The 24,064-nt window shown below is 63.0% G+C and carries 22 protein-coding genes, 1 tRNA gene and 1 pseudogene; 18 read left to right on the forward strand and 6 right to left on the reverse strand.

All coding sequences use genetic code 11. The features are described 5' to 3' along the window. Positions 1–11: 11 nt before the first annotated feature. Positions 12–614, reverse strand: a complete 603-nt coding sequence (locus OEZ49_RS18910; RefSeq protein WP_263389759.1) for a pyridoxamine 5'-phosphate oxidase family protein — start codon at positions 612–614, stop codon at positions 12–14. Positions 615–736: 122 nt separating this feature from the next. Between OEZ49_RS18910 and OEZ49_RS18915 the strand changes: the two genes are divergently transcribed. The 5 genes from OEZ49_RS18915 (at position 737) to OEZ49_RS18935 (ending at position 6,152) form a co-directional block, all read left to right on the forward strand. Beyond that, positions 737–1,453: an AraC family transcriptional regulator gene (locus OEZ49_RS18915; RefSeq protein ID WP_263389760.1), complete on the forward strand. Its 717-nt coding sequence runs from the start codon at positions 737–739 to the stop codon at positions 1,451–1,453. A 104-nt stretch (positions 1,454–1,557) separates the two neighbouring features. Then, positions 1,558–2,631 (forward strand): phenylalanine--tRNA ligase subunit alpha, encoded by a 1,074-nt coding sequence (gene pheS, locus OEZ49_RS18920; protein WP_164129663.1) that lies wholly within the window; start codon positions 1,558–1,560, stop codon positions 2,629–2,631. Next, entirely contained in the window at positions 2,628–2,990 is a 363-nt protein-coding gene (locus OEZ49_RS18925) for a DUF2513 domain-containing protein (RefSeq protein ID WP_263389761.1), read from the forward strand. The genes pheS and OEZ49_RS18925 overlap by 4 nt, the downstream gene beginning before the upstream one ends. A 322-nt stretch (positions 2,991–3,312) precedes the next feature. Beyond that, positions 3,313–5,709: a phenylalanine--tRNA ligase subunit beta gene (pheT, locus tag OEZ49_RS18930; RefSeq protein ID WP_263389762.1), complete on the forward strand. Its 2,397-nt coding sequence runs from the start codon at positions 3,313–3,315 to the stop codon at positions 5,707–5,709. A 2-nt stretch (positions 5,710–5,711) separates the two neighbouring features. Continuing rightward, positions 5,712–6,152: a GNAT family N-acetyltransferase gene (locus OEZ49_RS18935; protein ID WP_263389763.1), complete on the forward strand. Its 441-nt coding sequence runs from the start codon at positions 5,712–5,714 to the stop codon at positions 6,150–6,152. On the opposite strand, the gene OEZ49_RS18940 is transcribed toward OEZ49_RS18935, so the two are convergent. Then, positions 6,149–7,045, reverse strand: coding sequence for a LysR family transcriptional regulator (locus OEZ49_RS18940; RefSeq protein ID WP_263389764.1), 897 nt, complete (start codon positions 7,043–7,045; stop codon positions 6,149–6,151). The two genes, OEZ49_RS18935 and OEZ49_RS18940, sit on opposite strands and share 4 nt — an antisense overlap. Positions 7,046–7,129: 84 nt before the next feature. Here OEZ49_RS18940 and OEZ49_RS18945 point away from each other — a divergent pair, with 84 nt between their 5' ends. The 3 genes from OEZ49_RS18945 to OEZ49_RS18955 all read left to right on the forward strand — a co-directional run bounded on the left by OEZ49_RS18945 (position 7,130) and on the right by OEZ49_RS18955 (position 9,507). Next, positions 7,130–7,762, forward strand: coding sequence for a class I SAM-dependent methyltransferase (locus OEZ49_RS18945; protein ID WP_263389765.1), 633 nt, complete (start codon positions 7,130–7,132; stop codon positions 7,760–7,762). Between the two features lie 64 nt (positions 7,763–7,826). After that, complete coding sequence (locus OEZ49_RS18950; protein WP_263389766.1) at positions 7,827–8,276, forward strand: YtoQ family protein; 450 nt, start codon at positions 7,827–7,829, stop codon at positions 8,274–8,276. A gap of 73 nt (positions 8,277–8,349) precedes the next feature. Next, complete coding sequence (locus tag OEZ49_RS18955) at positions 8,350–9,507, forward strand: MFS transporter (protein ID WP_263389767.1); 1,158 nt, start codon at positions 8,350–8,352, stop codon at positions 9,505–9,507. 6 nt (positions 9,508–9,513) lie between these two features. Here the strand turns inward: OEZ49_RS18955 and OEZ49_RS18960 are convergent, their stop codons facing one another. After that, on the reverse strand, positions 9,514–10,215 hold the full coding sequence (locus tag OEZ49_RS18960) for a glutathione S-transferase family protein (RefSeq protein ID WP_164129676.1): 702 nt from the start codon (positions 10,213–10,215) through the stop codon (positions 9,514–9,516). A 243-nt stretch (positions 10,216–10,458) separates the two neighbouring features. Here OEZ49_RS18960 and mscL point away from each other — a divergent pair, with 243 nt between their 5' ends. The 4 genes and pseudogenes from mscL to OEZ49_RS18980 all read left to right on the forward strand — a co-directional run bounded on the left by mscL (position 10,459) and on the right by OEZ49_RS18980 (position 13,893). Next, positions 10,459–10,890, forward strand: a complete 432-nt coding sequence (gene mscL, locus OEZ49_RS18965) for a large conductance mechanosensitive channel protein MscL (RefSeq protein ID WP_263389768.1) — start codon at positions 10,459–10,461, stop codon at positions 10,888–10,890. A gap of 79 nt (positions 10,891–10,969) precedes the next feature. Then, positions 10,970–11,776 carry a mechanosensitive ion channel family protein gene (locus OEZ49_RS18970; RefSeq protein ID WP_263389769.1) on the forward strand — a complete coding sequence of 269 codons (807 nt, stop codon included), beginning with the start codon at positions 10,970–10,972 and terminating at the stop codon, positions 11,774–11,776. Positions 11,777–11,962: 186 nt separating this feature from the next. Beyond that, a tRNA-Met gene (locus OEZ49_RS18975) sits at positions 11,963–12,039 on the forward strand. A 233-nt stretch (positions 12,040–12,272) separates the two neighbouring features. Further along, positions 12,273–13,893 (forward strand): annotated as a pseudogene (locus OEZ49_RS18980) (GMC family oxidoreductase). A gap of 81 nt (positions 13,894–13,974) precedes the next feature. Here OEZ49_RS18980 and ald read toward each other — a convergent pair. After that, complete coding sequence (gene ald / locus OEZ49_RS18985) at positions 13,975–15,099, reverse strand: alanine dehydrogenase (RefSeq protein ID WP_263389770.1); 1,125 nt, start codon at positions 15,097–15,099, stop codon at positions 13,975–13,977. Positions 15,100–15,238: 139 nt separating this feature from the next. Between ald and OEZ49_RS18990 the strand changes: the two genes are divergently transcribed. From OEZ49_RS18990 to OEZ49_RS19000, 3 genes are all read left to right on the forward strand, one after another. Further along, entirely contained in the window at positions 15,239–15,697 is a 459-nt protein-coding gene (locus tag OEZ49_RS18990) for an Lrp/AsnC family transcriptional regulator (protein WP_164129702.1), read from the forward strand. A gap of 190 nt (positions 15,698–15,887) precedes the next feature. After that, a complete protein-coding gene (gene ppk2, locus OEZ49_RS18995; protein ID WP_370462757.1) occupies positions 15,888–16,778 on the forward strand; it encodes a polyphosphate kinase 2 in 891 nt (296 codons plus the stop codon). A gap of 124 nt (positions 16,779–16,902) precedes the next feature. After that, positions 16,903–17,766 carry a DUF302 domain-containing protein gene (locus OEZ49_RS19000; RefSeq protein ID WP_263389771.1) on the forward strand — a complete coding sequence of 288 codons (864 nt, stop codon included), beginning with the start codon at positions 16,903–16,905 and terminating at the stop codon, positions 17,764–17,766. Between the two features lie 79 nt (positions 17,767–17,845). On the opposite strand, the gene OEZ49_RS19005 is transcribed toward OEZ49_RS19000, so the two are convergent. Further along, positions 17,846–18,358 (reverse strand): MarR family winged helix-turn-helix transcriptional regulator, encoded by a 513-nt coding sequence (locus OEZ49_RS19005; RefSeq protein WP_263389772.1) that lies wholly within the window; start codon positions 18,356–18,358, stop codon positions 17,846–17,848. A gap of 107 nt (positions 18,359–18,465) precedes the next feature. Between OEZ49_RS19005 and OEZ49_RS19010 the strand changes: the two genes are divergently transcribed. Next, a complete protein-coding gene (locus OEZ49_RS19010; RefSeq protein ID WP_263389773.1) occupies positions 18,466–19,623 on the forward strand; it encodes a cytochrome P450 in 1,158 nt (385 codons plus the stop codon). 21 nt (positions 19,624–19,644) lie between these two features. On the opposite strand, the gene OEZ49_RS19015 is transcribed toward OEZ49_RS19010, so the two are convergent. Then, the gene (locus tag OEZ49_RS19015; RefSeq protein WP_263389774.1) at positions 19,645–20,841 is read right to left on the reverse strand and encodes a CAP domain-containing protein; all 1,197 of its coding nucleotides are present in this window, start codon (positions 20,839–20,841) and stop codon (positions 19,645–19,647) included. 316 nt (positions 20,842–21,157) lie between these two features. On the opposite strand from OEZ49_RS19015, the gene OEZ49_RS19020 reads away from it, so the two are divergent. Both OEZ49_RS19020 and OEZ49_RS19025 read left to right on the forward strand, forming a co-directional pair. Then, on the forward strand, positions 21,158–22,159 hold the full coding sequence (locus OEZ49_RS19020) for a DMT family transporter (RefSeq protein ID WP_263389775.1): 1,002 nt from the start codon (positions 21,158–21,160) through the stop codon (positions 22,157–22,159). A 122-nt stretch (positions 22,160–22,281) separates the two neighbouring features. Further along, positions 22,282–23,937, forward strand: coding sequence for an AAA family ATPase (locus tag OEZ49_RS19025; RefSeq protein ID WP_263389776.1), 1,656 nt, complete (start codon positions 22,282–22,284; stop codon positions 23,935–23,937). Positions 23,938–24,064: the final 127 nt, after the last annotated feature.

Raw genomic sequence — 24,064 nt, forward strand, 5'->3', positions numbered from 1 at the left:
CCGCGCGCCTCTCACCACATCCGCGGCTTGGCATATTCGGCATAGCCCGCGTCATACTCCTCGGCGGCGAAACCGGCGTCCTGTTCGCGCAGGAACTGGCCCGCCGTCGGCACAAGCCCGCTCTCGTCGCCGCTCGTCCATAGGCCCGAGCGCATCAGTGCCTTTGCGCATTGGAAGTAAAGCTCTCCCACCGTGACCACGATGACCGTTGCAGGCTGGCGCCCCTTGCGCTCGAAACTGGCGCGGGCCTGGGTGTCGGCGGTCAGAAAAGCGGTGCCGTTCACCCGCACCACGTTCTGGCAGCCAGGCACCATGAACATCAGACTGACCCGGTTGTCGCGCAGGATGTTGCGAAGGGAATCGATCCGGTTGTTGCCGCGCCAGTCGGGCAGCCACAGGGTGGTGTCATCGACAATGCGCACCACCGGACCGTCATCGCCGCGCGGGCTGGCATCGGTGCCTTCGGGGCCGACCGTGGACACCACGCAGAACCGGGCTGTCTCGATCCATTGGCGATAAAGCGGGCTTAGCCGGGTGCGAACCTTTGTCAGCGAGGCGGGCACCGCCGCGTCATAAAGGCCTTCAAGCTCGGCCATTTCGGTAATGGGGCGCATCGGCATCTCCTGTTGTGTCTGCCTCTATGATATCTTGTCCTTTTCAAGGAATGAGGTCAAAATCTTTGCAAATGGGCCAAGCTGACAACCAGATCCAACTTCGGGACTCCTCGGCGGATCGCATGCAATCCCTGCCGCACGAGGTGGTCGGTTATGCGCGCGACTATCCTGTCGGCTACGTCTCGACCTGGCACCGGCACCCCCGGCATCAGTTGCTTTACGCGATCTCGGGCCTGATGATGGCCGAGACCGAGGCGAACTCCTATGCCATCCCGCCTGGCTATGGGCTGATCGTTCCGGCAGAACAGCCGCACGAGACCCGCATGATTGGCGCGGTACGTCTGCAATCGCTCTATGTCCGTGCGGATCTGCCGGGGGCAGAGGCGCTGGCCCAATGCCGCCTCGTCACGGTCTCGCCGCTGCTGGCGCAGCTGATCGCCGCGCTTTGCGGGATGGGCAATCCCTGGCCGATGCCGCCCCGCGCACTGCATCTGAGCCAGCTGATCCTGATCGAGCTGCTGGCCGCCCCGGTCTCGCCCCTGGCGCTGCCTTACCCCACGGACCCGCGCCTGCGCCGGGTTTGCGACGCGATGATCACCACGCCCGCCAGCCCGCGCAGCCTGGATGACTGGGCGGCCGAGGCGGGGATGAGCCGCCGCACCTTCAGCCGCCATTTCCAGATGGAAACCGGCGTGAGTTTCGGCAAATGGGCACAGCGGTTGCGCTGTCAGGCGGCGTTGCGCGGTCTGGCCCAGGGCAGGCCCGCCGCCCGCGTCGCCCGCGACCTGGGCTATGCAAATGCCTATACCATGGCGGCGATGATGCGGCGCATCACCTGACTGGCCGCGTTATCCCGGTAACAGCCGGGTCAAACCACCCGGCCCGTCTTGCAATCGCGCCCATTGGCCGATAGCAGGTTCTGGACCAATTTCAGGGGACCGTCATGGACGATCTTAAAGCCAAATATCTGGGCCAGATCGCAGAGGCCGCCGACGAGGCCGCGATCGAGGCGATCCGTGTCGCCGCCGTGGGCAAAAAGGGTGAGATCGCCCTGATGATGCGCGAACTGGGCAAGATGACACCCGAGGAACGCCAGACCGCCGGTCCGGCGCTGAACGCGCTCAAAGACGAGATCAACTCGGCGCTGGCCGCCAAGAAGGCGGCGCTGGCCGATGCCGCGCTCGACGAGCGTTTGCGCAGCGAATGGCTCGACGTGACGCTGCCCACCCGGCCGCGCCGTCAGGGCACGTTACACCCGATCAGCCAGGCCAGCGAGGAACTGACCGCGATCTTTGCCGAGATGGGTTTCGCCGTCGCCGAAGGACCCCGGATCGAGACCGACTGGTACAATTTCGACGCGCTCAACATCCCCGGCCACCACCCGGCGCGGGCCGAGATGGACACGTTCTATATGGCGCGCGCCGAGGGCGACAACCGCCCGCCGCATGTGCTGCGCACCCATACCTCGCCGGTGCAGATCCGCTCGATGGAGTTGCAGGGCGCGCCCATCCGCGTCATCTGCCCGGGCGGTGTGTACCGCGCCGACTATGACCAGACCCACACCCCGATGTTCCACCAGGTCGAGGGGCTGGCCATCGACAAGGGCATCTCGATGGCGAACCTGAAATGGACGCTCGAGGAGTTCGTCAAGGCGTTCTTCGAGGTGGACGATGTCGAGCTGCGCTTCCGCGCCTCGCATTTTCCCTTCACTGAACCCTCGGCCGAGGTCGACATCCGCTGTTCCTGGGAAGGCGGTCAGTTGAAGATCGGCGAAGGCGATGATTGGCTGGAGATCCTCGGTTCCGGCATGGTGCACCCCAAGGTAATCGCTGCCGGTGGCATCGACCCGGATGTGTATCAGGGTTTTGCATTCGGCATCGGCATCGACCGTCTAGCGATGCTGAAATACGGCATCCCCGACCTGCGCGCCTTCTTCGATTCTGACCTGCGCTGGCTCCGTCACTACGGCTTTGCCGCGCTGGACATGCCGAACCTGCATGGGGGGCTTAGTCGGTGAAGCGTGACTTAGACCTGATCCGCGAAATTCTTCTTGAAGTTGAAGCAAAAAGCGATGGCAGGTCTATGGTCTACGAATACAACAACCTTTCCGTTGAAAAGCGTCATCACATCGACTTACTGCTGGGTGCAAATCTTCTTAATGAAGTAGGTGCAGTTCGTAGTTCCGCAAAGAAGAAGGTGCATCTCTCTTGGGAGGGGCACGACTACTTAGGCGCTATTCGCGATAAAGGTGTTTGGGAGCAAACCAAGAAGGCCGTGTCTGAAACTGGAGGAAGTGCAACACTGGAAATATTCAAGAGCCTTGCTGTTGGATTTGCAAAGAAGAAGATTTCGCAACACACCGGGATCGACATTTGAGCGGACGATGAGCCTAAATTCAGCGCGGAATCAAGGCCGCAGGCCGCCGCGCAATCGCCAGACCGCCCGCACGGGCTGGCGATATGGGGCCGCCAGCGCGCCCTTCGACGGTCATACGGACTTGGCTGGCATAAACTGCCCCGCACGACCCAAGGATCGCCATCCCGCGGTCTGGCGCTTGCGCGGCACTCCACAAGACGCCAAGCACTCTTTTCCCGCCTGCTCTAATCCGCTAAAGCCCCTTGTGACCCAAAACGAACCTTGGCAGCAGCGTACCGGAACGGCGGCGGGCTGACCTCGTATCAAGGACTGGACTGGAACTATGAAATTCACCCTCTCCTGGCTGAAAGACCACCTCGACACCACCGCCAGCGTGGACGAGATTGCCGAGGCGCTGACCGATCTGGGGCTCGAGGTCGAAGGCATCGAAAACCCCGCCGCGCGGCTGGCGGGCTTCACCCTGGCTCATGTCAAATCGGCCAGCCAGCACCCCGATGCTGATCGCCTGCGCGTCTGCGTGGTGGAAACCAACGAGGGCGAGAAGCAGATCGTCTGTGGCGCCCCCAACGCGCGTGAAGGCATCACCGTGGTGCTGGCGAAACCGGGCGACTATGTGCCCGGCATCGACGTGACCCTCTCGGTCGGCAATATCCGGGGCGTCGAAAGCCACGGCATGATGTGTTCCGAACGCGAACTGGAACTCAGCGAAGAACATGACGGCATCATCGAGCTGCCCTCGGGCGAGGTGGGCGAGCTGTTCATCGACTGGCTGGCCGAAAACGACCCGGCCAAGGTCGATCCGGTGATCGAGATCGCGATCACCCCCAACCGCCCCGATGCGCTGGGCGTGGCGGGCATCGCCCGTGACCTGGCCGCGCGCGGCCTTGGCACGCTGAAAACCCGCGCCTATGCGCCGGTGCCGGGCGATTTCGACTGCCCGATCAAGGTCACCATCGACGAGGATACACGCGACGGCTGCCCGCTGTTCACCGGCCGCCTGATCCGCGACGTTCGCAACGGCCCCAGCCCGCAATGGTTGCAGGACCAGCTGCGCGCCATCGGCCTGCGCCCGATCTCGGCGCTGGTCGATATCACCAACTATATGACCTATGACCACAACCGCCCGCTGCACGTCTTTGACGCCGACAAGGTCAAGGGCAACCTTCGCATCCACCGCGCGGCGGGGGGCGAGACGCTCAAGGCGCTGGACGAGAAGGAATACACCTTCCAGCCCGGCATGATGGTGATCTCGGACGACGAAGGGCCCGAGAGCATCGCCGGTATCATGGGCGGCGAGGCCACCGGCTGCACCGAGGAGACGGTGAACGTCTTCCTCGAAAGCGCCTATTGGGACAATGTGCAGATCGCGCTGGCGGGCCGGGCGCTGAAAATCAACTCGGACGCGCGCTATCGTTTTGAGCGCGGCGTCGATCCGGCCTATACGCTCGAAGGGCTGGAGCACGCGACCCAGATGATCCTCGACATCTGCGGCGGCGAGGCATCCAATGTGGTGATCGCGGGTGCAGAGCCCGATCATTCCCGCGCCTATAAGCTGGACGCCGAGCGGGTGCGGTCGCTGGTCGGCATGGACATCCCCGAAAGCGAGCAGCGCCAGACGCTGACGCGCCTCGGCTTCCGGCTCGAAGGCAACATGGCGCATGTGCCCAGCTGGCGCCCCGATGTGCAGGGCGAGGCCGATCTGGTCGAGGAAGTGGCCCGTATCGCGTCGCTGACCAAGCTGGTGGGCAAGCCTCTGCCGCGTCTGACCTCTGGCGTGCCGAAACCGGTGATGACCCCGCAACAACGCCGCCTGTCGATGGCGCGTCGCACGGCGGCCTCGCTGGGGTACAACGAATGCGTCAGCTACACCTTCATCGACCAGGCCGCCGCGGCCCTGTTCGGCGGCGGCACCGACGCCACCATGCTGGAAAACCCGATCTCGTCGGAAATGAGCCATATGCGCCCCGACCTGTTGCCGGGCCTGTTGGCTGCCGCCGCCCGCAACCAGGCGCGCGGTTTCGCCGATCTGGCCCTGTTCGAGGCAGGACCGGTGTTCCATGGCGGCGAGCCGGGTGAGCAGCGGGCGCAGATCGCGGGCCTCTTGGTTGGCCGTACCGGACCCAAGGACGTGCATGGCGCCGCGCGCGCCGTCGACCTCTATGACGCCAAGGCCGATGCCGAAGCGGTGCTGGCCGCGATGGGCGCGCCCGCCAAGGTGCAGATCCTGCGCGGGGCCAATGGCTGGTGGCATCCGGGCCGTCATGGCCGCATCTGCCTGGGCCCGAAAAAGGTGCTGGGTATCTTTGGCGAGCTGCACCCCCGCGTGCTCCAGGCGATGGATGTCAAGGGACCGGCGGTGGCCTTTGTACTCTGGCCCGAAGAGGTGCCGCTGCCGCGTAAATCGGGCACCACGCGCGAGGCGCTGGCGCTGCGCGACCTGCAAGCGGTGGAACGCGATTTCGCCTTTGTGGTCGACGCAGGCGTCGAGGCGCTGACACTGGTCAATGCCGCCGCCGGGGCCGACAAGGCGCTGATCGAGGATGTGCGCGTCTTTGACGAGTTCATCGGCGGTTCGCTGGGCGAGGGCAAGAAGTCGCTCGCCATCACCGTGCGCCTGCAACCGACCGAGACCACGCTCAAGGAAAAGGATATCGAGGCCGTAAGCGCCAAGATCGTCGAAAAGGTCGCCAAGGCCACCGGCGGCACCCTGCGCGGCTGACCGTGACCGGACTGCCAACCCCGACCAGAGCTGCTCCGGATGACGAGGCGGCTCTGATCTTTTTGATCGAGGCCGCCTACAGGCGCTATGCGCAACAGGGATTGGTATTGCCGGACATGACATCCGGTCTGGATGCGGAAATCGCCGCGGGGCGGATCTGGGTCACGCGCGGGCAGGGTGGTCTGACCGGTTTTCTGAACCTTTCAGCAGCGACGCCGTCAGCGCATCTGATCAATGTCGGCGTTGACCCCGCCATGCGTGGAACCGGGCTTGGCGGGACGCTGATCCGGTTTGCCATCGAAACGGCACGACGGGCGGGCTGCAATCGCTTGTGCTTGGCCACCCATCCGGCCATGTCGGGCAACCTGGCGATGTACCGGCACTTGGGGTGGCAGGTCAGTTCGACCTCGCAGTCTAAAGTGACCCTGGAGCTTTTGCTCTAACCCTTGCCGGACTCGGACAGGTATTCCGCCAATATATCGAACACCAGCCGGATGCGCCGGCTGGTGTGTACCTCGCGATGCGCGGTCAGCCAGACCGGGAATACCAGCGGGTCCATCTCTGGTAACACCCGCTCCACGTCTTCGGTCAACGCGGCCACATCATCGCCCATCGGTGCGATGCCGAAACCCTGCCGCACGTAATCCCAGGCCACCACCCCGCTTTGCGAGCCAAGGCGGAAGTTCGCGCGCGTCAGCGGCAGGCCAATCGGCGTCAAATGGCCGAGCATCTCGGTTACATCGCCAAAGGCGATGAAATCATGCGTCGCCAGATCAGCCTTGGTCACTGGCCGCCCGCGCCGGTCGAGATAGCGGGTGGCGGCATAGAAATGCGCCGTTGCCTCGCGCACCAGCCGGGCGATCAGGTCGGGCTGCTCGGGGCGCACATGGCGGATGGCAATATCGGCCTCGCGCCGCATCAGGTCGCGGATATCGTTGGCGGCGATGACCTCGATCTCCAGCCGGGGCGCCTGTGCGCGAATGCGGCGCAGCGCCTCGGGCAGCACATAGGCCGACATCACGTCGCTGGCGGTGATCCGCACGCGCCCCTCGATGGATTGCGCCTGGCCCGAGGCTGCCAGCGCCACCCGGTCCGCCGCCGCCCCCATGGCGCGCGTATGTTCCAGCAGGTCGGCCCCCGCCTCGGTCAGCACCAGTGTCCGCCCGATCCGTTCGAACAGCAGAACGCCCAGATCCTGCTCAAGCGCGGCCACCTGGCGGCTGAGGGTCGGCTGTGTCAGGTCCAGCCGCCGCGCCGCAGCCGACAGAGACCCCGCCTCGGCGGTTTTCAGAAAGGCGCAGATATGGTTCCAGTCCAGCTTGGTCAGATCGCTCATGCATCCCTGTATAAGCAAACTGCGAATTTCGGCAATTTCTAATGGCTCTGCGCATATCTATTCTGCCGGCAAAAGGAGACACCCATGGTTGACAGCGTCACATTCTGGAACCGGATCGCCGAGAAATACGCCCGCACCCCGATCGCGGACATGGCATCTTATGACTATACGATCGAACGCACCGCGGCCCACCTGAACCCGGGCGACCGGGTTCTGGAACTGGGCTGCGGCACCGGCACCACTGCCTTGCGGCTGGCCCCGAACGTGGCCGAGATCGTTGCCAGTGACAGCGCCCCGGCCATGCTGGCGGTCGGGCGGCGCAAGGCGGCGGAACAGGGCGTGACCAACATGTACCTTGTCGAGGCGGCGGCGGAAAACCCGCCCGAGGGGCCGTTCCATGCGGTGCTCGCCTTCAACCTGCTGCATCTGGTCGACGATCTGGATGCAAGCCTTGCCGCGATCCGTGACCGGCTTAAACCCGGCGGGCTCTTCATCTCGAAAACCTTCTGTGTCGGAACCGGTCGAAACAGTTTCAAGCTCTACGCGATCCGTCTGGCCCTGCCGGTGATGCAACTCTTGGGCAAGGCGCCACCCGTGCGCTTTCTGACGGAGGAACAGTTGGACCGGGCCGTGATCCGCGCCGGGTTCGACCTGATCGAACAGGACCGTTTTCCGGCCAAGGACCCGCGCCGCTTCCTTGTCGCCCGCCGCCGCTGACCGGCCGGGGTTGCCCCCGCCAGCCCCTGACCCTAGGGTCGGGGCCAGCGGAAAGGAGGCCCTGATGACCCTCAAAATCTACCTCTCGGGCGAGATTCACACCGACTGGCGCGAACAGATCGTGGCGGGTGCCAAGGGGCTGGATGTCAGCTTTGCCAGCCCGGTCACCGACCATGCCGCAAGCGACGATTGCGGTGTGGCGATCCTTGGTGCCGAACCCAATAAGTACTGGCACGATCACAAGGGCGCCATGGTCAACGCCATCCGCACCCGCAAGGGCATATCCGAGGCGGATGTGGTCGTGGTCCGCTTTGGCGACAAGTACAAGCAGTGGAACGCAGCCTTTGACGCGGGCTATGCCGCCGCGCTGGGCAAGTCGATCATCGTGCTCAGCCCGCCCGAACACCAGCACGCGCTGAAAGAGGTGCACGCTGCTGCGCTCGCCGTCACCGAGACGCCCGCGCAGGTGGTCGCCGTCTTGCGTTATGTGCTGACCGGGACCTTGCCCGCCTGACCCTCACGCGATTTTCGTTGACGGACAACGGATTATACTAAAGCTGGTTGCATTTGCTGTCGGAGGGGGAACGATGGCGTTGCACTGGCGTATTCTTATCCTGCTGTTTCTGGTGCGCTGCACCATGGCCTTTCAGTTCGCGACCATCGGTGGCATCGGTCCGTTGTTGTCTGACTCCTACACGCTGGATATCGCCGGGCTCGGCTGGATCGTGGGGCTCTATTTCCTGCCGGGCGTGGTGGTGGCCTTGCCGGGTGGCAGCATCGCCCGCCGGTTCGGCGATGAAAGGGTGATCCTCTTCGGACTGGCGCTGATGACGGCGGGGTCGTTGATCATGGCGCTGCAACCGCCGTTGAGCGTGTTCAGCGCCGCCCGGCTGATGGCCGGTATCGGCGGCATCCTGATGAACGTCCTGATGAGCAAGCTGGTGCTCGACTGGTTCGCCAATCGCCAGATCGCAACCGCCATGGTGATCTTCATCAACTCCTGGCCTGCCGGTATCGGCCTGTCGCTTGTGGTACAGCCCTGGCTGGCGGCCCAGGGTGGCGTTGCCCTGCCGTTCGCGGTCGAAACCGGCCTGATCGCGACGGCCCTGGCCGCCTTTTTCCTGTTCTATCGCCGCCCCGACACAGAGCCCGTCACCACAGGCACGCCTGCCCGGGCCGTGCCGCAGGGTGCTATTCTTGGCGCGGTGCTTGTTGCCGGGTTCTCTTGGGGCGCGTTCAACGCCAGCCTCGCCGCCTTGCTGTCTTTTGGTTCCACATCGCTTGTCGACAGGGGGATGTCGCTGGAACTGGCGGGCCTGTCGATCAGCATCGTGTCCTGGACCGTTGTCGTGACCGGTACATTTGGCGGCTGGCTGACAGATCGCACCGGGCGGCCCGCGATGGTGTTGTTGACCGGCCTCAGCCTCTTTGGTCTCGCCCTGTTCCTGTTTCCCCGCGTCCCGCCGATGCTGATCACCATGGCCTTGATCGGTCTCTTGTCGGGCATACCGGTCGCGGGATTGATCAGCCTGCCCGCCCGCGTTCTGAAACCCGAGCAACGGGCCATCGGCATGGGCCTGTTCTACACCGTCTATTACGCCTGTTTCGCGATCCTGCCCGGTCTGGGCGGCAAATGGGCCGAAAGCGCCGGAACTGTGTCCGCCGCTTTCGAATTTGCCGCCTTTGTCATCGTGCTGGCGATACTGGGCGTATTTGTCTTTCTACCCCTGTCGCGCCGGGTCTGATTGGGATCACCCCTCGCGCGCCGGGATCGTCAACCCGCGCTGCACCGCAGGCCGCGCCAGGAACCGGTCGAGATAGGCCACGACATTCGGGAAACCGTCCCAGCCCAGAACCTCGCGCGCGCCGTAATAGTCGAGCCCCCGCAGCCAGGGGGCGATGGCGATATCCGCGATCGAGTATTCACCCGCGATCCAGTCCCGTGTCGCCAGCTGCCCGTCAAGCACCGCCAGAATCCGCCGTGCCTCGGCGATATAGCGGTCACGCGGGCGCGGATCCTCGATCTCGGCTCCGGCAAACTTGTAGAAAAACCCAAGCTGGCCGAACATCGGCCCGACCCCACCCATCTGGAACATCAGCCACTGCACGACGCGCGCCTTGTCTGCGGCGGTCTCACCGATGAAACGCCCGGTCTTCTCCGCCAGGTACAGCAGGATCGCGCCGCTTTCGAACAGCGCCAGCGGCTGACCGTCCGGCCCGTCCGGGTCGATGATCGCGGGGATCTTGTTGTTGGGGTTCAGCGACAGGAACTCGGGGCTTTTTACATCCGCGTCCGACAGGGTGACGGTATGCGCCTCATAAGGCAGGCCCAGCTCCTCGAGCAGAATCGAGACCTTGATCCCGTTCGGCGTGGGAAAGGAGTAAAGCTGCAACACGTCAGGGTTCTGCGACGGCCAGCGGCGGCTTACGGGGAATTCGTTGAGATCGAACATGGCAGGGGGCTCCTTATCCCGGATTCTCGTTGCCTCAAGCTAGGGGCGCCGCTCCGCCGGTTTAAGGCCCCGGTCTGTGCGCCGCTCCATACCTGTTGTTCTCTGGCGAACACAGTTTTCCGCCTAAACGGAAAAGCTATACCTGGAATGCGATTTTTCCCCGTGATTTGTGGGCGCCAGCAGTTAATCCTGCGCTGGGCCAAAGTGTCTGCAACAAGAATGGAACATCCAGGGGAACGGATCATGCTCAAGGAATTCAAGGCGTTCATCGCCAAGGGCAACGTGATGGACATGGCGGTCGGCATCATCATCGGTGCCGCCTTTACGGCAATCGTAAAATCGCTGGTCGACGACCTGATCAACCCGATCGTCGGCCTGTTTACTGGTGGGGCGGATTTCACCAACAACTTCGCGGTGCTGGGCAGCGATGGCACCACCTACGACTCGCTTGCTGCTGCGCGCGAAGCAGGCGCCTCGGTATTTGCCTACGGTGCTTTCTTCATGGCGGTGATCAATTTCCTGATCATTGCCTGGGTGGTGTTCCTGCTGGTCAAGGCAGTGAACCGGGCCAAGGACGCGGCTGCCAAGGAAGAGGCGGCGGCTGAACCCGCAGCCCCCGCAGGGCCCTCGGAACTGGATGTTCTGCTTGAAATCCGCGATGCTTTGAAGCGCTGATCACCACACAAGCCTCGGGGCCGCTCTCCGGGCGAGGGCGGCCCCAAGTTTTTGGCCAAAGTCTTACAGAGGGAAAACAATGCAGGAATACATGGATCAGGCCCATATGCTTTGGCCGCTGGTTCTGAGCGCGGGCAAGGCGCTTGTCGTTCTCATCGTTGGCTGGATCGTCGCCGGAGCGGTAGCCGGCATGGTGCGACGGCGGATCAACGCGACACCTCATATCGACCCGACACTGGGCAATTTCCTGGCCAGCACCGTCAAATGGGGCATCCTGGCCATGGTGCTGGTTGCGGTCCTGGGCATCTTCGGCATTCAGGCCACCAGTATCGTGGCTATCCTGGGCGCTGCCTCGCTGGCCATCGGGCTGGCGCTCCAGGGCACACTCAGCGATCTTGCCGCAGGGGTCATGCTGGTGATCTTCCGGCCCTACAAGCTTGGCCAGTATGTCGATATCGGCGGTACCGCGGGTACGGTGCGCGACCTCAACCTCTTCACCACCGAACTGGTCACCCCGGACAATGTCCAGATCATCATGCCCAACGGCAAGGCCTGGGGGTCGATCATTATGAACTTCTCCGCCCATGACACGCGCCGGGTCGATCTGGTGTTCGGCATCGACTACGGCGACGATGCCGGCACGGCGATGAAGATCATAGAAAAGACCGCGCGCGCCAATTCCCGGGTTTTGTCCGACCCCGAGCCCTGGGTCCGCGTCACCAATCTGGGCGACAGTTCCGTCGATCTCACCGCCCGGCTCTGGTGCAAGGCCGACGACTATTGGGAACTGAAGTTCGAGCTGACCCGCAAGATCAAGGAAGCTTTCGATGCGGGCGGCATTTCGATTCCCTATCCGCACACAGTCGAGATCAAGAAAAAGGGCTGATCCCCCTGTGGAGCAGGCTTTTCATTTCGCTTCAAATACTCCGGGGGAACCGCCGCTTGCGGCGGTGGGGGCAGCGCCCCCGACCCTCGGAGACACCCGAAAACCGGTCGGGTAAATTTTGCCGGACATGCCCCGGAATCCGTTTGACACCGCCGCCGCGCTTGGGTAGTCACCGCCCGTGGTTGCGGCGTGATAGCTCAGTTGGTTAGAGCACAGCACTCATAATGCTGGGGTCGGCGGTTCAAGTCCGCCTCACGCTACCACCCTCCCTCCTCACAGAAACACGTTTCGCGCAAGCGTGCAGTATCAGACCTGCCGATCCGTCGCCGGCGGTTTTCGCGATCTCTTCACCTCCGCCCAAGGCCCGCGTCGGATAAACTGGACAGACGTCCAGAATCCGTTGCTAACTCGCACTATGCGATCCGCCGCATCACAGCAGATCATGCAGATCTGCGCTTCTTCCTGTCGTCGGGTCGCTCGGGGTGGAAGCGAGAAAATGAGCTATGATTTCGTAATCGTGGGCGGCGGCTCCGCAGGCGCGACGCTCGCATCGCGCCTCAGCGAGGATCCCAAGGTCAAGGTCTGCCTGCTCGAGGCGGGCGGCGGTGGCTGCGACTTCCTGATCCGCGCGCCGCTGGGTGTAGTGGCGATGCTGCCGGGCTATGGCAAGATTAACAACTGGGCCTTCAAGACGGTGCCATAACCCGGTCTGAACGGGCGTCAGGGCTATCAGCCGCGCGGCAGGGCCGCTGGGCGGCTCCTCGGCGATCAACGCAATGCTCTATATCCGTGGCCAAAAACAGGACTACGACAGCTGGGCCGATCTGGGTAACGACGGCTGGGATTGGGACAGCGTCCTGCCCTATTTCAGACGTGCCGAAAACAACGTGCGCGGTGCCGACGCAATGCATGGCGACAGCGGCCCGCTGCACGTCTCGAACCAGAAGGCGCCCCGCCCGATCTCAAAGGCGTTCATCGACGCCAGCAACCAGATGCAGATCCGCCGGACCGAGGACTTCAACACCGGCAATAACGAAGGCGCGGGCCTCTACCAGATCAGCATCTTTCATTCCCCCGACAGGAACGGCGAACGCTGTTCGGCGGCAGCCGCCTATCTGCATCCCGTGATGGACAAGCGCCCCAACCTGACCGTCATCACCAAGGCCCGCGCGACCCGCATCCTGTTCGAAGGCAAGCGCGCCACAGGCGTCGCCTATCGTTAGGGCAAGCAGGACAAACAGGTTCTTGCGGGCAAGCAGGTGATCCTCTGCGGCGGCGCGTTCCAGTCGCCGCAACTGCTGCAATTGTCCGGGGTTGGTCGGGCGCAGGACATCACCCCGCACGGGATCAACATGGTGCATGACCTGCCCGGCGTCGGCCAGAACCTTCAGGACCACATCGACTTCATCCTCGCCTACAAGACCCGCGATACCGACAAAATCGGCATCGGTCTGCGGGCGACGGGGAAGCTGGTGGGCGAGATCCTGAAATGGCGCAAGGACAGCAACTCGATGGTGGCCTCGTCCATCGCCGAGGCGGGCAGTTTCTTCAAGACCGACCCAAGCCTCGACCGGCCCGACGTGCAGACCCATTTCGTGATCTCGATCGTCGACGATCACGCGCGCAAACTGCACCTGGGCCATGGCTGTTCCTGCCATGTCTGCGTCTTGCGCCCGCATTCGCGCGGCGAGGTCTTCCTGCATTCGGGCGACCCGATGGCTGACCCCGGCATCGCCCCGAAATTCCTCAGCGATGACCGCGATCTGCAAACCCTGATCAAGGGCGCCAAGATGACCCGCGCCGTGCTCGAAGCGCCCGCGATGGCACCATACCGGCACAAAGAACTGTTTGGCGTGCACGACACCACAACCGATGCCGAATGGGAACAGCACATCCGCAACCGCGCCGACACCGTCTATCACCCGGTTGGCACCTGCAAGATGGGCGTCGATGACATGGCTGTGGTCGATCCCAGGCTCAGGGTGCGTGGGCTCTACGGGCTGCGCGTGGCCGATGCCTCGATCATGCCGCTTCTGGTATCCGGCAACGCTAACGCGCCTTCGATCATGATCGGCGAGAAATGCGCCGACATGATCAAGGCCGATCACGCCGCCTGATCGCGAGGGCGCCCCAGGCAAAGAAAAAACCCCCGCCGACATTGCCGACGAGGGTCCAAAATTCGGGTCTTGCAGGTCGGATCAGGCCGCCTGTTTGACCACCAGTTGCGGCGACACCACGTCCAGGCCCAGCGCTTCGCCAACAGCGTAATAGGTCAGCTTGCCGGCATGCACGTTCAGGCCATTCAGCAGGTGAACGTCATCGGCGCAGGCCTGTTTCCAGCCCTTGTTGGCCAGCGCCAGCATGAACGGCATGGTGGCGTTGCCCAGTGCGATGGTCGAGGTGCGCGCAACCGCGCCCGGCATGTTGGCGACGCAGTAATGCATGATCCCGTCCACTTCGTAGATCGGGTCGGCATGGGTGGTCGCCCGCGAGGTCTCGAAACAGCCGCCCTGGTCGATGGCCACGTCCACCAGCGCCGCGCCGGGCTTCATGGTCGACAGTTGCGCGCGGCTGATCAGCTTGGGCGCGGCCGCGCCCGGAACCAGAACCGCACCGATCACCATATCGGCCTGCGCCACCAGCTCGGCGGTGTTACCCTTGGACGCGTAAGAGGTCTTGAACTCGCCGCGCATCGTGTCGTCGAGATAGCGCAGACGCGGCAGCGACATGTCCAGCACGGTCACATCCGCGCCCATGCCTGCAGCCACGCGGGCCGCATGGGTGCCGACAACGCCGCCGCCGATCACCACGACGCGGGCCGGGTTCACGCCGGGCACGCCGCCCATCAGAACACCGCGGCCGCCATTGGCCTTTTGCAGGGTCCAGGCACCAACCTGCGGTGCCAGCTTGCCGGCCACTTCCGACATCGGCGCCAACAGCGGCAGACCGCCGTTGCGGTCGGTGACGGTCTCATACGCGATGCAGGTCGCGCCCGAGGCCAGCAGATCATGGGTCTGGTCCGGATCCGGCGCCAGGTGCAGATAGGTGAACAGCAGCTGGTTCTCGCGCAGCATCTTGCGCTCGACAGCCTGGGGCTCCTTAACCTTAACGATCATGTCAGCGGTGGCAAACACCTCTTCGGCGGTGTCCACGACCCGCGCGCCGGCATCGATGTAATCCGCATCCTCGAACCCGGCGCCCGCACCGGCCTTGGTTTCGATGATGACATCGTGACCGTTCGCAACCGCTTCGCGCGCCGCGTTCGGGGTCATGCCAACCCGGAATTCCTGGGGTTTGATTTCCTTGGGGCAACCGATTTTCATTTTTGCGTCCTCCATTCGCAATCTGCCTAATATTTTGGCAGGTCCCGTAAACAATTTCTGTGAAACTCCACTCGTCATTTGCATGTTTTTTGCGATATTCTTCGAACTATAATCATCAATACGCAAAGGATGTGCGCGCATGAGCCTTGATGCGACAGATCGAAAGATTCTCGCGGCCCTTCAAACACGGGGCCGGATGTCCAACGCGGACCTGTCGGAACGGGCCAACCTTTCCCCCTCTGCCTGCCACCGGCGGGTCCAGCGGTTGGAGGCCGACGGCTACATCCGCGACTACGTGGCCCTGCTGGATGCGCGCAAGATGGGGCTGCCGACCACGGTTTTTGTCGAAATCACGCTTCAGGGCCAGGCCGACGAGCTGCTCGACGCCTTTGAAAAGGCGGTTTCGCGTATCCCGGACGTGCTGGAATGCCACCTGATGGCGGGTACCGCCGATTACATCCTGAAAGTCGTGGCCGAGAACACCGAGGATTTTGCCCGCATTCACCGCCAGTACCTGTCCCGCCTGCCCGGGGTGGCACAGATGCAAAGCTCTTTCGCGCTCCGGACCGTGTTCAAGACAACGGCGCTGCCGGTCTGAAGAGGGTGCCTTGCAGCGGCCGCAGGATCTCCCATCTACAATCGCAGGCCCCGGTTCGCGCGGTTTGATTTCCCGCAACGACAAACGCCCGCAGCCGTGACATGAGATCTTCATTCAGCCCGCATACGGGTCAGATTTGTTAGACAGCCGAAAGGAAATCATTTTGACCAATGACACCAACGATCCGTCGATGGAATGGCTCGAGGCCGAACTTGAGGATTCGCTGGACGAGGATATCGAAATCGAGTTCAGCGAGCCGATGCTCTCGATGGAGATCCGCAAGATCTACAAGGACCAGCATCCCGACATGCTGGACCGGCAGACCTATTTCCGCAACCTGCTCAGGCTTCAGGCCGAACTGATCAAGGTCCAGGACTGGGTCGAACATACCGGCGCCAAGGTCTGCATCCTGATGGAAGGGCGCGACAGCGCCGGCAAGGGCGGTGTGATCAAGCGGATCACCCAGCGGCTGAATCCGCGCGTGGCCCGTGTCGTGGCGCTGCCCGCGCCCTCGCGCCGCGAGCAGAGCCAGTGGTATTTCCAGCGCTACGTGCCGCATCTGCCCGCCGGGGGCGAGATCGTGCTGTTCGACCGGTCCTGGTACAATCGCGCGGGCGTCGAACGGGTGATGGGCTTTGCCACCGACGATCAGGTGGAACAGTTCTTTCAGGACGTTCCCGAGTTTGAACGCATGCTGGTGCGCTCGGGCATCATCCTGCTGAAATACTGGTTCTCGATCACCGACGAGGAACAGCAGATGCGGTTCCTCATGCGCATCCACGATCCGATGAAACAGTGGAAACTGTCGCCGATGGATCTGGAAAGCCGCATCCGCTGGGAACAGTACACCAAGGCCAAAGAGGCGATGTTCGAGCGCACCAACATCCCCGAGGCGCCGTGGTACATCGTCGAGGGCAACGACAAGAAACGCGAACGGCTGAACTGTATCGAGCATCTTCTGTCGAAGATTCCCTATCACGACATCCCGCACGAAAAGGTCACGCTCCCGGACCGCAGGTACAACCCCGATTACGAACGCCGGGTGCTGCCGGACGAGCTCTACGTGCCCAAGGTCTACTGATCCGCTATTCCAAAGAGAGTGGACCGGAGGCAATTTTTTCTTCCGATTGACGCCCCGCGCCGTAAGCTGGCGGGGGCCGTGCCGAGGTGCCGCCCCTGCCAGTTTGCAACGACGTGGAAGACAGATGTTTCACAGGTGTTTCCTGACTGCGGCCGGTTTGGCCATCGCATTCTTCGCGGCCCCGGCCAGTACCGCGCCGCTGCAAGAGGGGGTCGATACGGCCTTTGACCAGATCGTAAGCGCAGCGGCCGACGCAGGTCTTGCCCCGGTTGTCGCGATCGACCACGCCCGGCTGGCCGCCGCCGAAGGGGTCGAGATGCCGCCCGCCCGGGTGCAGATCTTCTCGGACCCGGCGGTCAACACGACCCTGCTGGCGCAGGACATCCGCGCCGGGCTTGACCTGCCGTTCCGGGCACTGGCCTATGCCGGGGCGGACGCGGTGCAGGTGGTCTATACATCCGCCGATTTCCTGAAACGCCGCTATGGCCTCCAGGATGCCGAGGCGCTGGCCGCCTTTGATGCCGCGCTTGCCCCGGCGCTTGACGGGCTGGACGGGATCACGCCGATGCCGGTGCCGACCCAAGGTCTGGCCGCCGACTACGGCATTCTCGCGCTGCAAAGCCGCCACGATGTGCCCGAAACCGTTGCCCGCCTGCGCGCCATCGTTGCGGTGCAATCCGATACGGTCTGGTTCGGCGAGATCGATTTCACCGCCGAGGCGGCGGCGCTTGGCGTCGATCTGCCGCCCGCGGTGCTGCTGCTCTTTGGCGGCCCGGCGCCCGGTGGCGTGGCCATGGCCAAGTTCCCGTCAATCGGGGTCGATGCGTTCTACCAGAAACTCTTTGTCCATGCCGCGCCCGCAGGCGGTTCGGTGGTGCTGTTCAACAGCATCGTGGCGCTGGCCGAACTACACTACGGCGCCTCGGCGCCGCCGCATGCGATGCTGGACGAGCGGTTGACCGCGACCTTTGCCAAGGCGCTGGAATAGGCCGGGCAGGGGGCGCTGCCCCCCGCGCCTGCGGCGCTCCCCCCGGAGTATTTTGAGCGAAATGAAGGGACGGGTGGGTTCAGGGATCGGTGGCGCCCAGCGTTTCGATATTGTCGAGGATCCGGCGCAGATAGGTGGTGAACGCCTCGACTTCCTCTGGCGTGAAGCCGTTGAGCAGGCGGCGCTGGCGCTCCAGCGCGCTGTCGAGGATGCGGCCATGCATCCGGCGCCCGGCCTCGGTCAGGGTCCAGTGGCGGCGCCGTTCGTCGCCGTCCCGGGCCGCAGCCAGCCCCAGCGTTTCCAGACGTCGCAAAGAGCGGCTGACCGCCGCCTTGTCGATGCCGATGGTGCGCGCGGCATGCGAGACCGAGCTGTCCGGCTCGCGCGTCAGCATCACCAGCATGCGCCAGTCCATCGCACCGATGCCGAATTCCGACTGGTAATGCCGTGCTGCCGCCCGGGTGAACCGGTTCCCGGCAAAGGTGAGCAGGACCGTCGGCGAGCGGGTAAAACTGAGCGTGGCGGCGGCGGGGCCGTCAGCCGTGCCGTCGGGGTGGACAAGGAACAGGTCGTCGGAAAGGTCGATGGTCATGGGCTCCTGATCCTGATGCCACCGCAGCCTAGAGCGAATGTGTTGACACGACAACAGGCTTTGCGCAGAGTGACCTGCATGTTGACATGACAACAGGGAGTCGCGCCATGTCGGATGCACCCATCTATGACATCGACCCGGGTGCCTTCTGGGCCGATCCCTATCCCGATCTGAAACGGATGCGGGCCGAGGCGCCCATTGCCTATGTGCCGCAACTGGGCGCGACGCTGATCACCCGGCGCGACGACATTTTCGAGCAGGAGAAGCGGGTCGAGGTGTTCTCTTCGGACCAGCCGCAGGGGCTGATGACCGTGCTGATGGGCCAGAACATGATGCGCAAGGATGGCGGGGCGCACATGGCCGAGCGCAAGGCGATCTTTCCCACCGTCTCGCCCAAGACGGTGAAACAGGTCTGGACCGCACAGTTCCGCGCCGCCGCCGAGCGGGTACTCGACGATCTGGCGCCGCGCGGCACCTGCGATCTGGTGCGCGACTATGCCATGCCCGTCTCGGCCGAGGCGCTCAAGGCGATCACCGGGCTGACCAACATGGCGGCGGCCGAGATGGACCGTGTGAGCCAGGGCATGATCGACGGCTGCGCCAATTACGCGGGCGATCCAGCGGTCGAGGCGCGCTGTCATGACTGCACCGCCTCGATCGATGCCCATATCGACGCGATGATCCCGGTGCTGGATGCCGCACCCGACCATTCGCTGCTCTCGGTGCAGCGCCGCGCGGGTCTGAGCGATGCGCAGACCCGCGCCAATATCAAGCTCGCTATCTCCGGCGGCCAGAACGAGCCGCGCGATGCCATCGCCGGCACCGCCTGGGCGGTGCTCAGCCACCTGGAGGCGCTGGCACGGCTGCAATCGGGCGCGGTGCCCTGGTTGCGCGGGTTCGAGGAATATGCCCGCTGGATCTCGCCCATCGGCATGTCGCCGCGCCGGGTGGTACAGCGCGCCACGGTGCAGGGCGTGACGCTGGAACCCGAGGACCGGGTATTCCTGATGTTCGGATCGGGCAATCGCGACGAGAGCGTTTTCACCAATCCCGACCGCTTCGATCTGGATCAGGATATCGCACCGGCGATCTCCTTCGGCGCCGGGCCGCATTTCTGCGCCGGAGCCTGGGCATCCAAGGCGCTGATCGGAGAGGTGGCGCTGCCGCTCCTTTTCGAACGGTTCCCGGGCCTCGCCCTGGACGGCGAGGCCCGGTTCGGCGGCTGGGCCTTTCGGGGGCCGCTCACCGTGCCGGTCCGCTGGTGACGGGCACCGCACCTTGGGTAATCAGAACAGGAAGTCCTGCGTGTCCAGCATATCCATCTGAACGCCAACCAGGGTCAAGCTGTTGCCCGCCGCATCGGTGATCACCGCATCGCCGTCCACCTCGCTCAGGTGGTTGGCCCTGAGATCGTCGAAATCGGCGATGCCATCTGCCATGCCAAGGCCGATCAGGTCCGCCTCGCCCCGGCCACCAAAGTCAAAGACGGTATCCATGCCGGTCGAGAAGAGGAACGTGTCCGCGCCGGCGCCGCCCAGCATCAGATCGTCGCCTTCGCCACCATCCAGCACATCCTTGCCGCGTCCGCCAAGGAGAAGGTCGTCTCCCATGCCGCCGTCAAGCATGTCTTTGCCGCGCCCCCCGACAAGGAGGTCGTTGCCATCCCCGCCAGACAGCTGGTCCTTGCCACGGCCGCCGATCAGGATGTCATTCCCGGCATCGCCCCAGAAGATATCCACGCCACGGCCCCCGAACATGATGTCGTCGCCACCATTGCCGTGCATCTGACCGCTGCGATTGTCGGTAAAGATCAGGTCCGGACCATCGCTGCCGCCGCATGGGTCACCGGGCTTGGGCATTGGCTCCGGCTCGGGCATTGGCTCCGGCTCTGGCGTTGGTTCAGGTTCTGGCGTCGGCTCTGGCTCCGGCGCCGGTTCGGGTTCCGGCGTGGGTTCTGGCTCAGGTGTGGGTTCCGGTGTTGGGGTCGGTTCCGGTGTCGGTACCGGCTCGGGCACGGGCACCCCGGTATCCAGTTCCACCTGCGCATCGGTGCGGGCAAAGTTCTGGGTCACCATCACGGCGTCATGCCCTTCGAACTCGCCGCGTTCGATCCCGATCCCCACCAGTGTCACATCGGGGTTCAGGATATTGGCCCGGTGCCCAGGGCTGTTCATCAGGCCATCGTGCAGGTCCTTCACATCATCCGCTAAGCCCGGCGCGCCGCGTTCGCTTTGCCAGGCGATGTTCTCGGCCGCGATCGAATTGCCTTCGAACTTGAACCCGGTCTGTTCGATACGATCCCCCGGAGAGCTACCGTTGACCCCGGTATGCGAGAACACGTCGCGCTCCAGCATCCACCTACTGTGATCCTCCGAAGCATCGTTCAACCTGAGTTCAAGCTGGACCGGGTTCAACCCCCGTGACGTACGCTCTTCATTGATCAGATCCAGCATTTGTCTTTCGAGACTACTTGCTTGTGACATTCTCAAACATCCTGTTGCTGCGTTCAGTGCCCTCGTCATGGCGCGGGACCGGAAAGTGGCAAAGATGGGATGGCTGTGGATAGGGATTCGTGGCGCCGCCTTGCCAAAGGACGCTGGCGGCTTGGGCGGGAAGGCGCACGGCCAAGCCCAGCGTTTCACCGCCAGCGGATCGCCGCATGCAGCAGCCTGGCTTTTGGGCGGAAATTCGGAGCCTGCCCGCATTCTCCGGGCCGGTTCGCGACGCGCTTGTCGCCCGCCGACAAGACCGCCGATTCGATCCGGGGCGAAATGCGGCAGGTGCCAAGGGAAGAACAAGATGACCGCTGCCGATCCGAATATCTCCGCGGGTGCGGATCAGCCCGAGGGCGCGACCACTTTGACCGGCATCCTGTTCCTGCTGCTTGCCACCACGATCTTTCCGATCCAGGACGTGATCATCAAAGGCCTCAGCAGCGATTTCGCGGTGCATCAGATCGTGTTCTGGCGTTCGGTCTTCGCCCTGCCGGTGGCGCTGGCCATGGCCCGGTACGAAGGCGCGCTCTGGCCGCTCAAGATCGGTTCATGGCCGTTGCAACTGACCCGCGCGGTGGCGGCGTTTTCGTCCTATCTCGTCTATTACATGGCGCTGGCCGCCATTGGTCTGGCCGAGACGGCGGCCATCACCTTCTCCACCCCGATCTTCGTCACCTTGCTGGCGGCGGTGTTCCTGGGCGAGCGGATCGGTATCTGGCGCTGGCTGGCGGTGCTCCTCGGAATGGTCGGCGTACTGGTGATCGTGCAACCGGGGGCGGCGGTGTTCGAGCCGGCGGCGTTGCTGGCACTGGCTGCGGCGCTGTTCTATGCGGTCTCGATCATCGCCACCCGGCGTCTGGGCAGCCGTACCAATGGCGGCACCATGACGCTGGTAACCCTGCTGGTCTATATCGTCGGCGGCACCGTGCTGGGGCTTGTATTCTCGGGGCTGGAAACCGCCTCGCCGCACCCCAGCCTGGCCTTTCTCTACCGCGACTGGATCGCGCCCGCGCCGATGGACTGGCTGGCGCTGGCGGCGCTGGGGGTCACCTCGGGCATCGGCTTCTTCGCGCTCAGCCAGGCCTATCGCATGGCCGAGGCCAGCGTCGTCACCCCGTTCGAATACACCTACCTGCCCTGGGCGGTGCTGTGGGGCTATGTGGTGTTCGGGGTGCTTCCGGGCCTGTCCACCTGGATCGGGCTGACGCTGATCGTCGGCTCGGGCCTCCTGATCCTGTTCCGCGAAACCATACGCGGCCGCCGCCTCGTCCGCCGCCGGGGTCTGGGCGTCATGCGGCAGCGGTAAAGACTAACAGTTCATAGCATCTCGCAAAGCCGTGCCTAAGCCTATGATTGAAGGCTTGCCGATGGCATCTACTTTTGCGACCGTTGACGACGAAAAACCTTTTTCTTGTGAAGGCGGTGCAAGTGATCGAAGCAGTTGAATTGAATTGCGGGCCGGTAGATGGCGCAGCGCCATTGCGTTTGGAGGGCCAGGCCGGCGTTACACTCTTTGTCGGGCCAAACAACTGCGGGAAAACAGCTTTACTGGAAGCGATCCACTATGCGTTCTCCGGTTCAGGCCACAGTCCTCAGGAGCTAAAGAAATCCGCATTGAAAAAGGTGCGACTTCATGCCTTTGAAAACAAAATTCTTGATGATCATCCTGCATTAGCTGGGAAAGAAGAAGAAGAAACAGTCTTCTTTCCTAGAGGGCATTACTCGCGAATGGATTTCTCAAAAATGAGTCCACGTCAATGGAATGAATACATGGGTGGGGTTTTTCGCGAACCGCTTTGCGTCTGGATGAATGGCGCAAAAAGACTGGCGATGTTGCCCGCTGAAGAAGGCGCGGACTTGCAATCCCCCTCTGGCCCCCTCGCCAGGCTGTTGACTGACGATACCAGGCGAAAAGGTTTCCAGACAGCTGCCAAAGCAGGTATCGACTATTACCCGGTTATTGACACTGTATCGCGGTACGGGACGCTGAAACTGGCGTTTGCAAGTGCTGCACCCGACGCCGAGACCGAGCGTTCTCTGAACAAAAGCTTGATTGATTACTTGAAGACAGCACTTCCGGCAGAACATGCCAGTGATGGTTTCAACGCTTACACTGGAATGCTCGGCGCGCTTCATGCCAGCGACTTCAAAGTCATCTTGATTGATGAACCCGAGGCGTTTCTTCACCCGACACTCGCGCGCACATTAGGCAGGCAAGTTGCTGAAAAAGCCGGTGACAAACAGGTCTACATCGCGACACACAGCGCTGATTTTCTGATGGGCGCGGTCGAATCCGGTGTGCCGATACGCATTGTGCGCCTGCAATATCATGCTGGGGTTTCAACTGCGCGATTGCTGGACAACGACACCCTGCGCCGCCTGATGAATGATCCGATGATGCGGTCGGCCAATGTTCTGTCCGGATTGTTTGCTCAGGCTGTTGTGGTTACCGAAGCGGACGCTGACAGAGCGTTTTATCAGGAAATCAACAACCGTCTTCTTTCCGCGAAGGATCCGCGCGGTATCGACAACGCTCTGTTCCTGAATGCTCATGAAAAGTCGACGGTACCCCGTTTGGTCGAACCTTTGCGGCATATGGGGGTACCGACTATCGGCATCGTCGACCTCGATGTATTGGCGGAAGGCGGAGAAAACTGGGCGAAACAAATGCGGGCAGTGGGTGTGCCAGAGGTGAGACGGCGGACGTTCGAGACAGCCCGACAGAGCGTGTTTGAGCTGTTGCGAGGTGTCAGCACAGACGGCAAGCAGAAGAACTACAAGCAGCGTGGCGGTGTGACCCTGTTGTCTGGTGGGGAGAAAGACGCGGCCGAAGCTTTGTTGTCTGATGTGGAGGATTACGGGCTACTTGTTGTGTCCCAAGGTGAGTTGGAAAGTTGGCTGTCCAACATCGAAGTTGATCGTGATAAGCATGGTTGGCTTCGAAGCATCTTCGACGCTTTGGGCTCTGACCCCAATGACGCGAACTATGTAAAACCGGGGGACGCAGACGTCTGGGGCTTCCTCGGTCGAGCACGGTCGTGGTTCGCTGATCCTGCGCGAAAAGGGATGGTTTTCGAGGTTTGAATCTACCGGGCTTTGATCAAAAGGCTTTGTACAAAACGGTCAATCCACCTGCCGGAGCGCGTACAAAACGGTCAAAACCCCCACGAACGACAAACCCCCGGGGCTGGGCCGCGGGGGTCGTCAAATA

Source organism: Ruegeria marisflavi, from assembly GCF_025673445.1.
Classification (GTDB): Bacteria; Pseudomonadota; Alphaproteobacteria; order Rhodobacterales; family Rhodobacteraceae; genus Ruegeria_B; species Ruegeria_B marisflavi.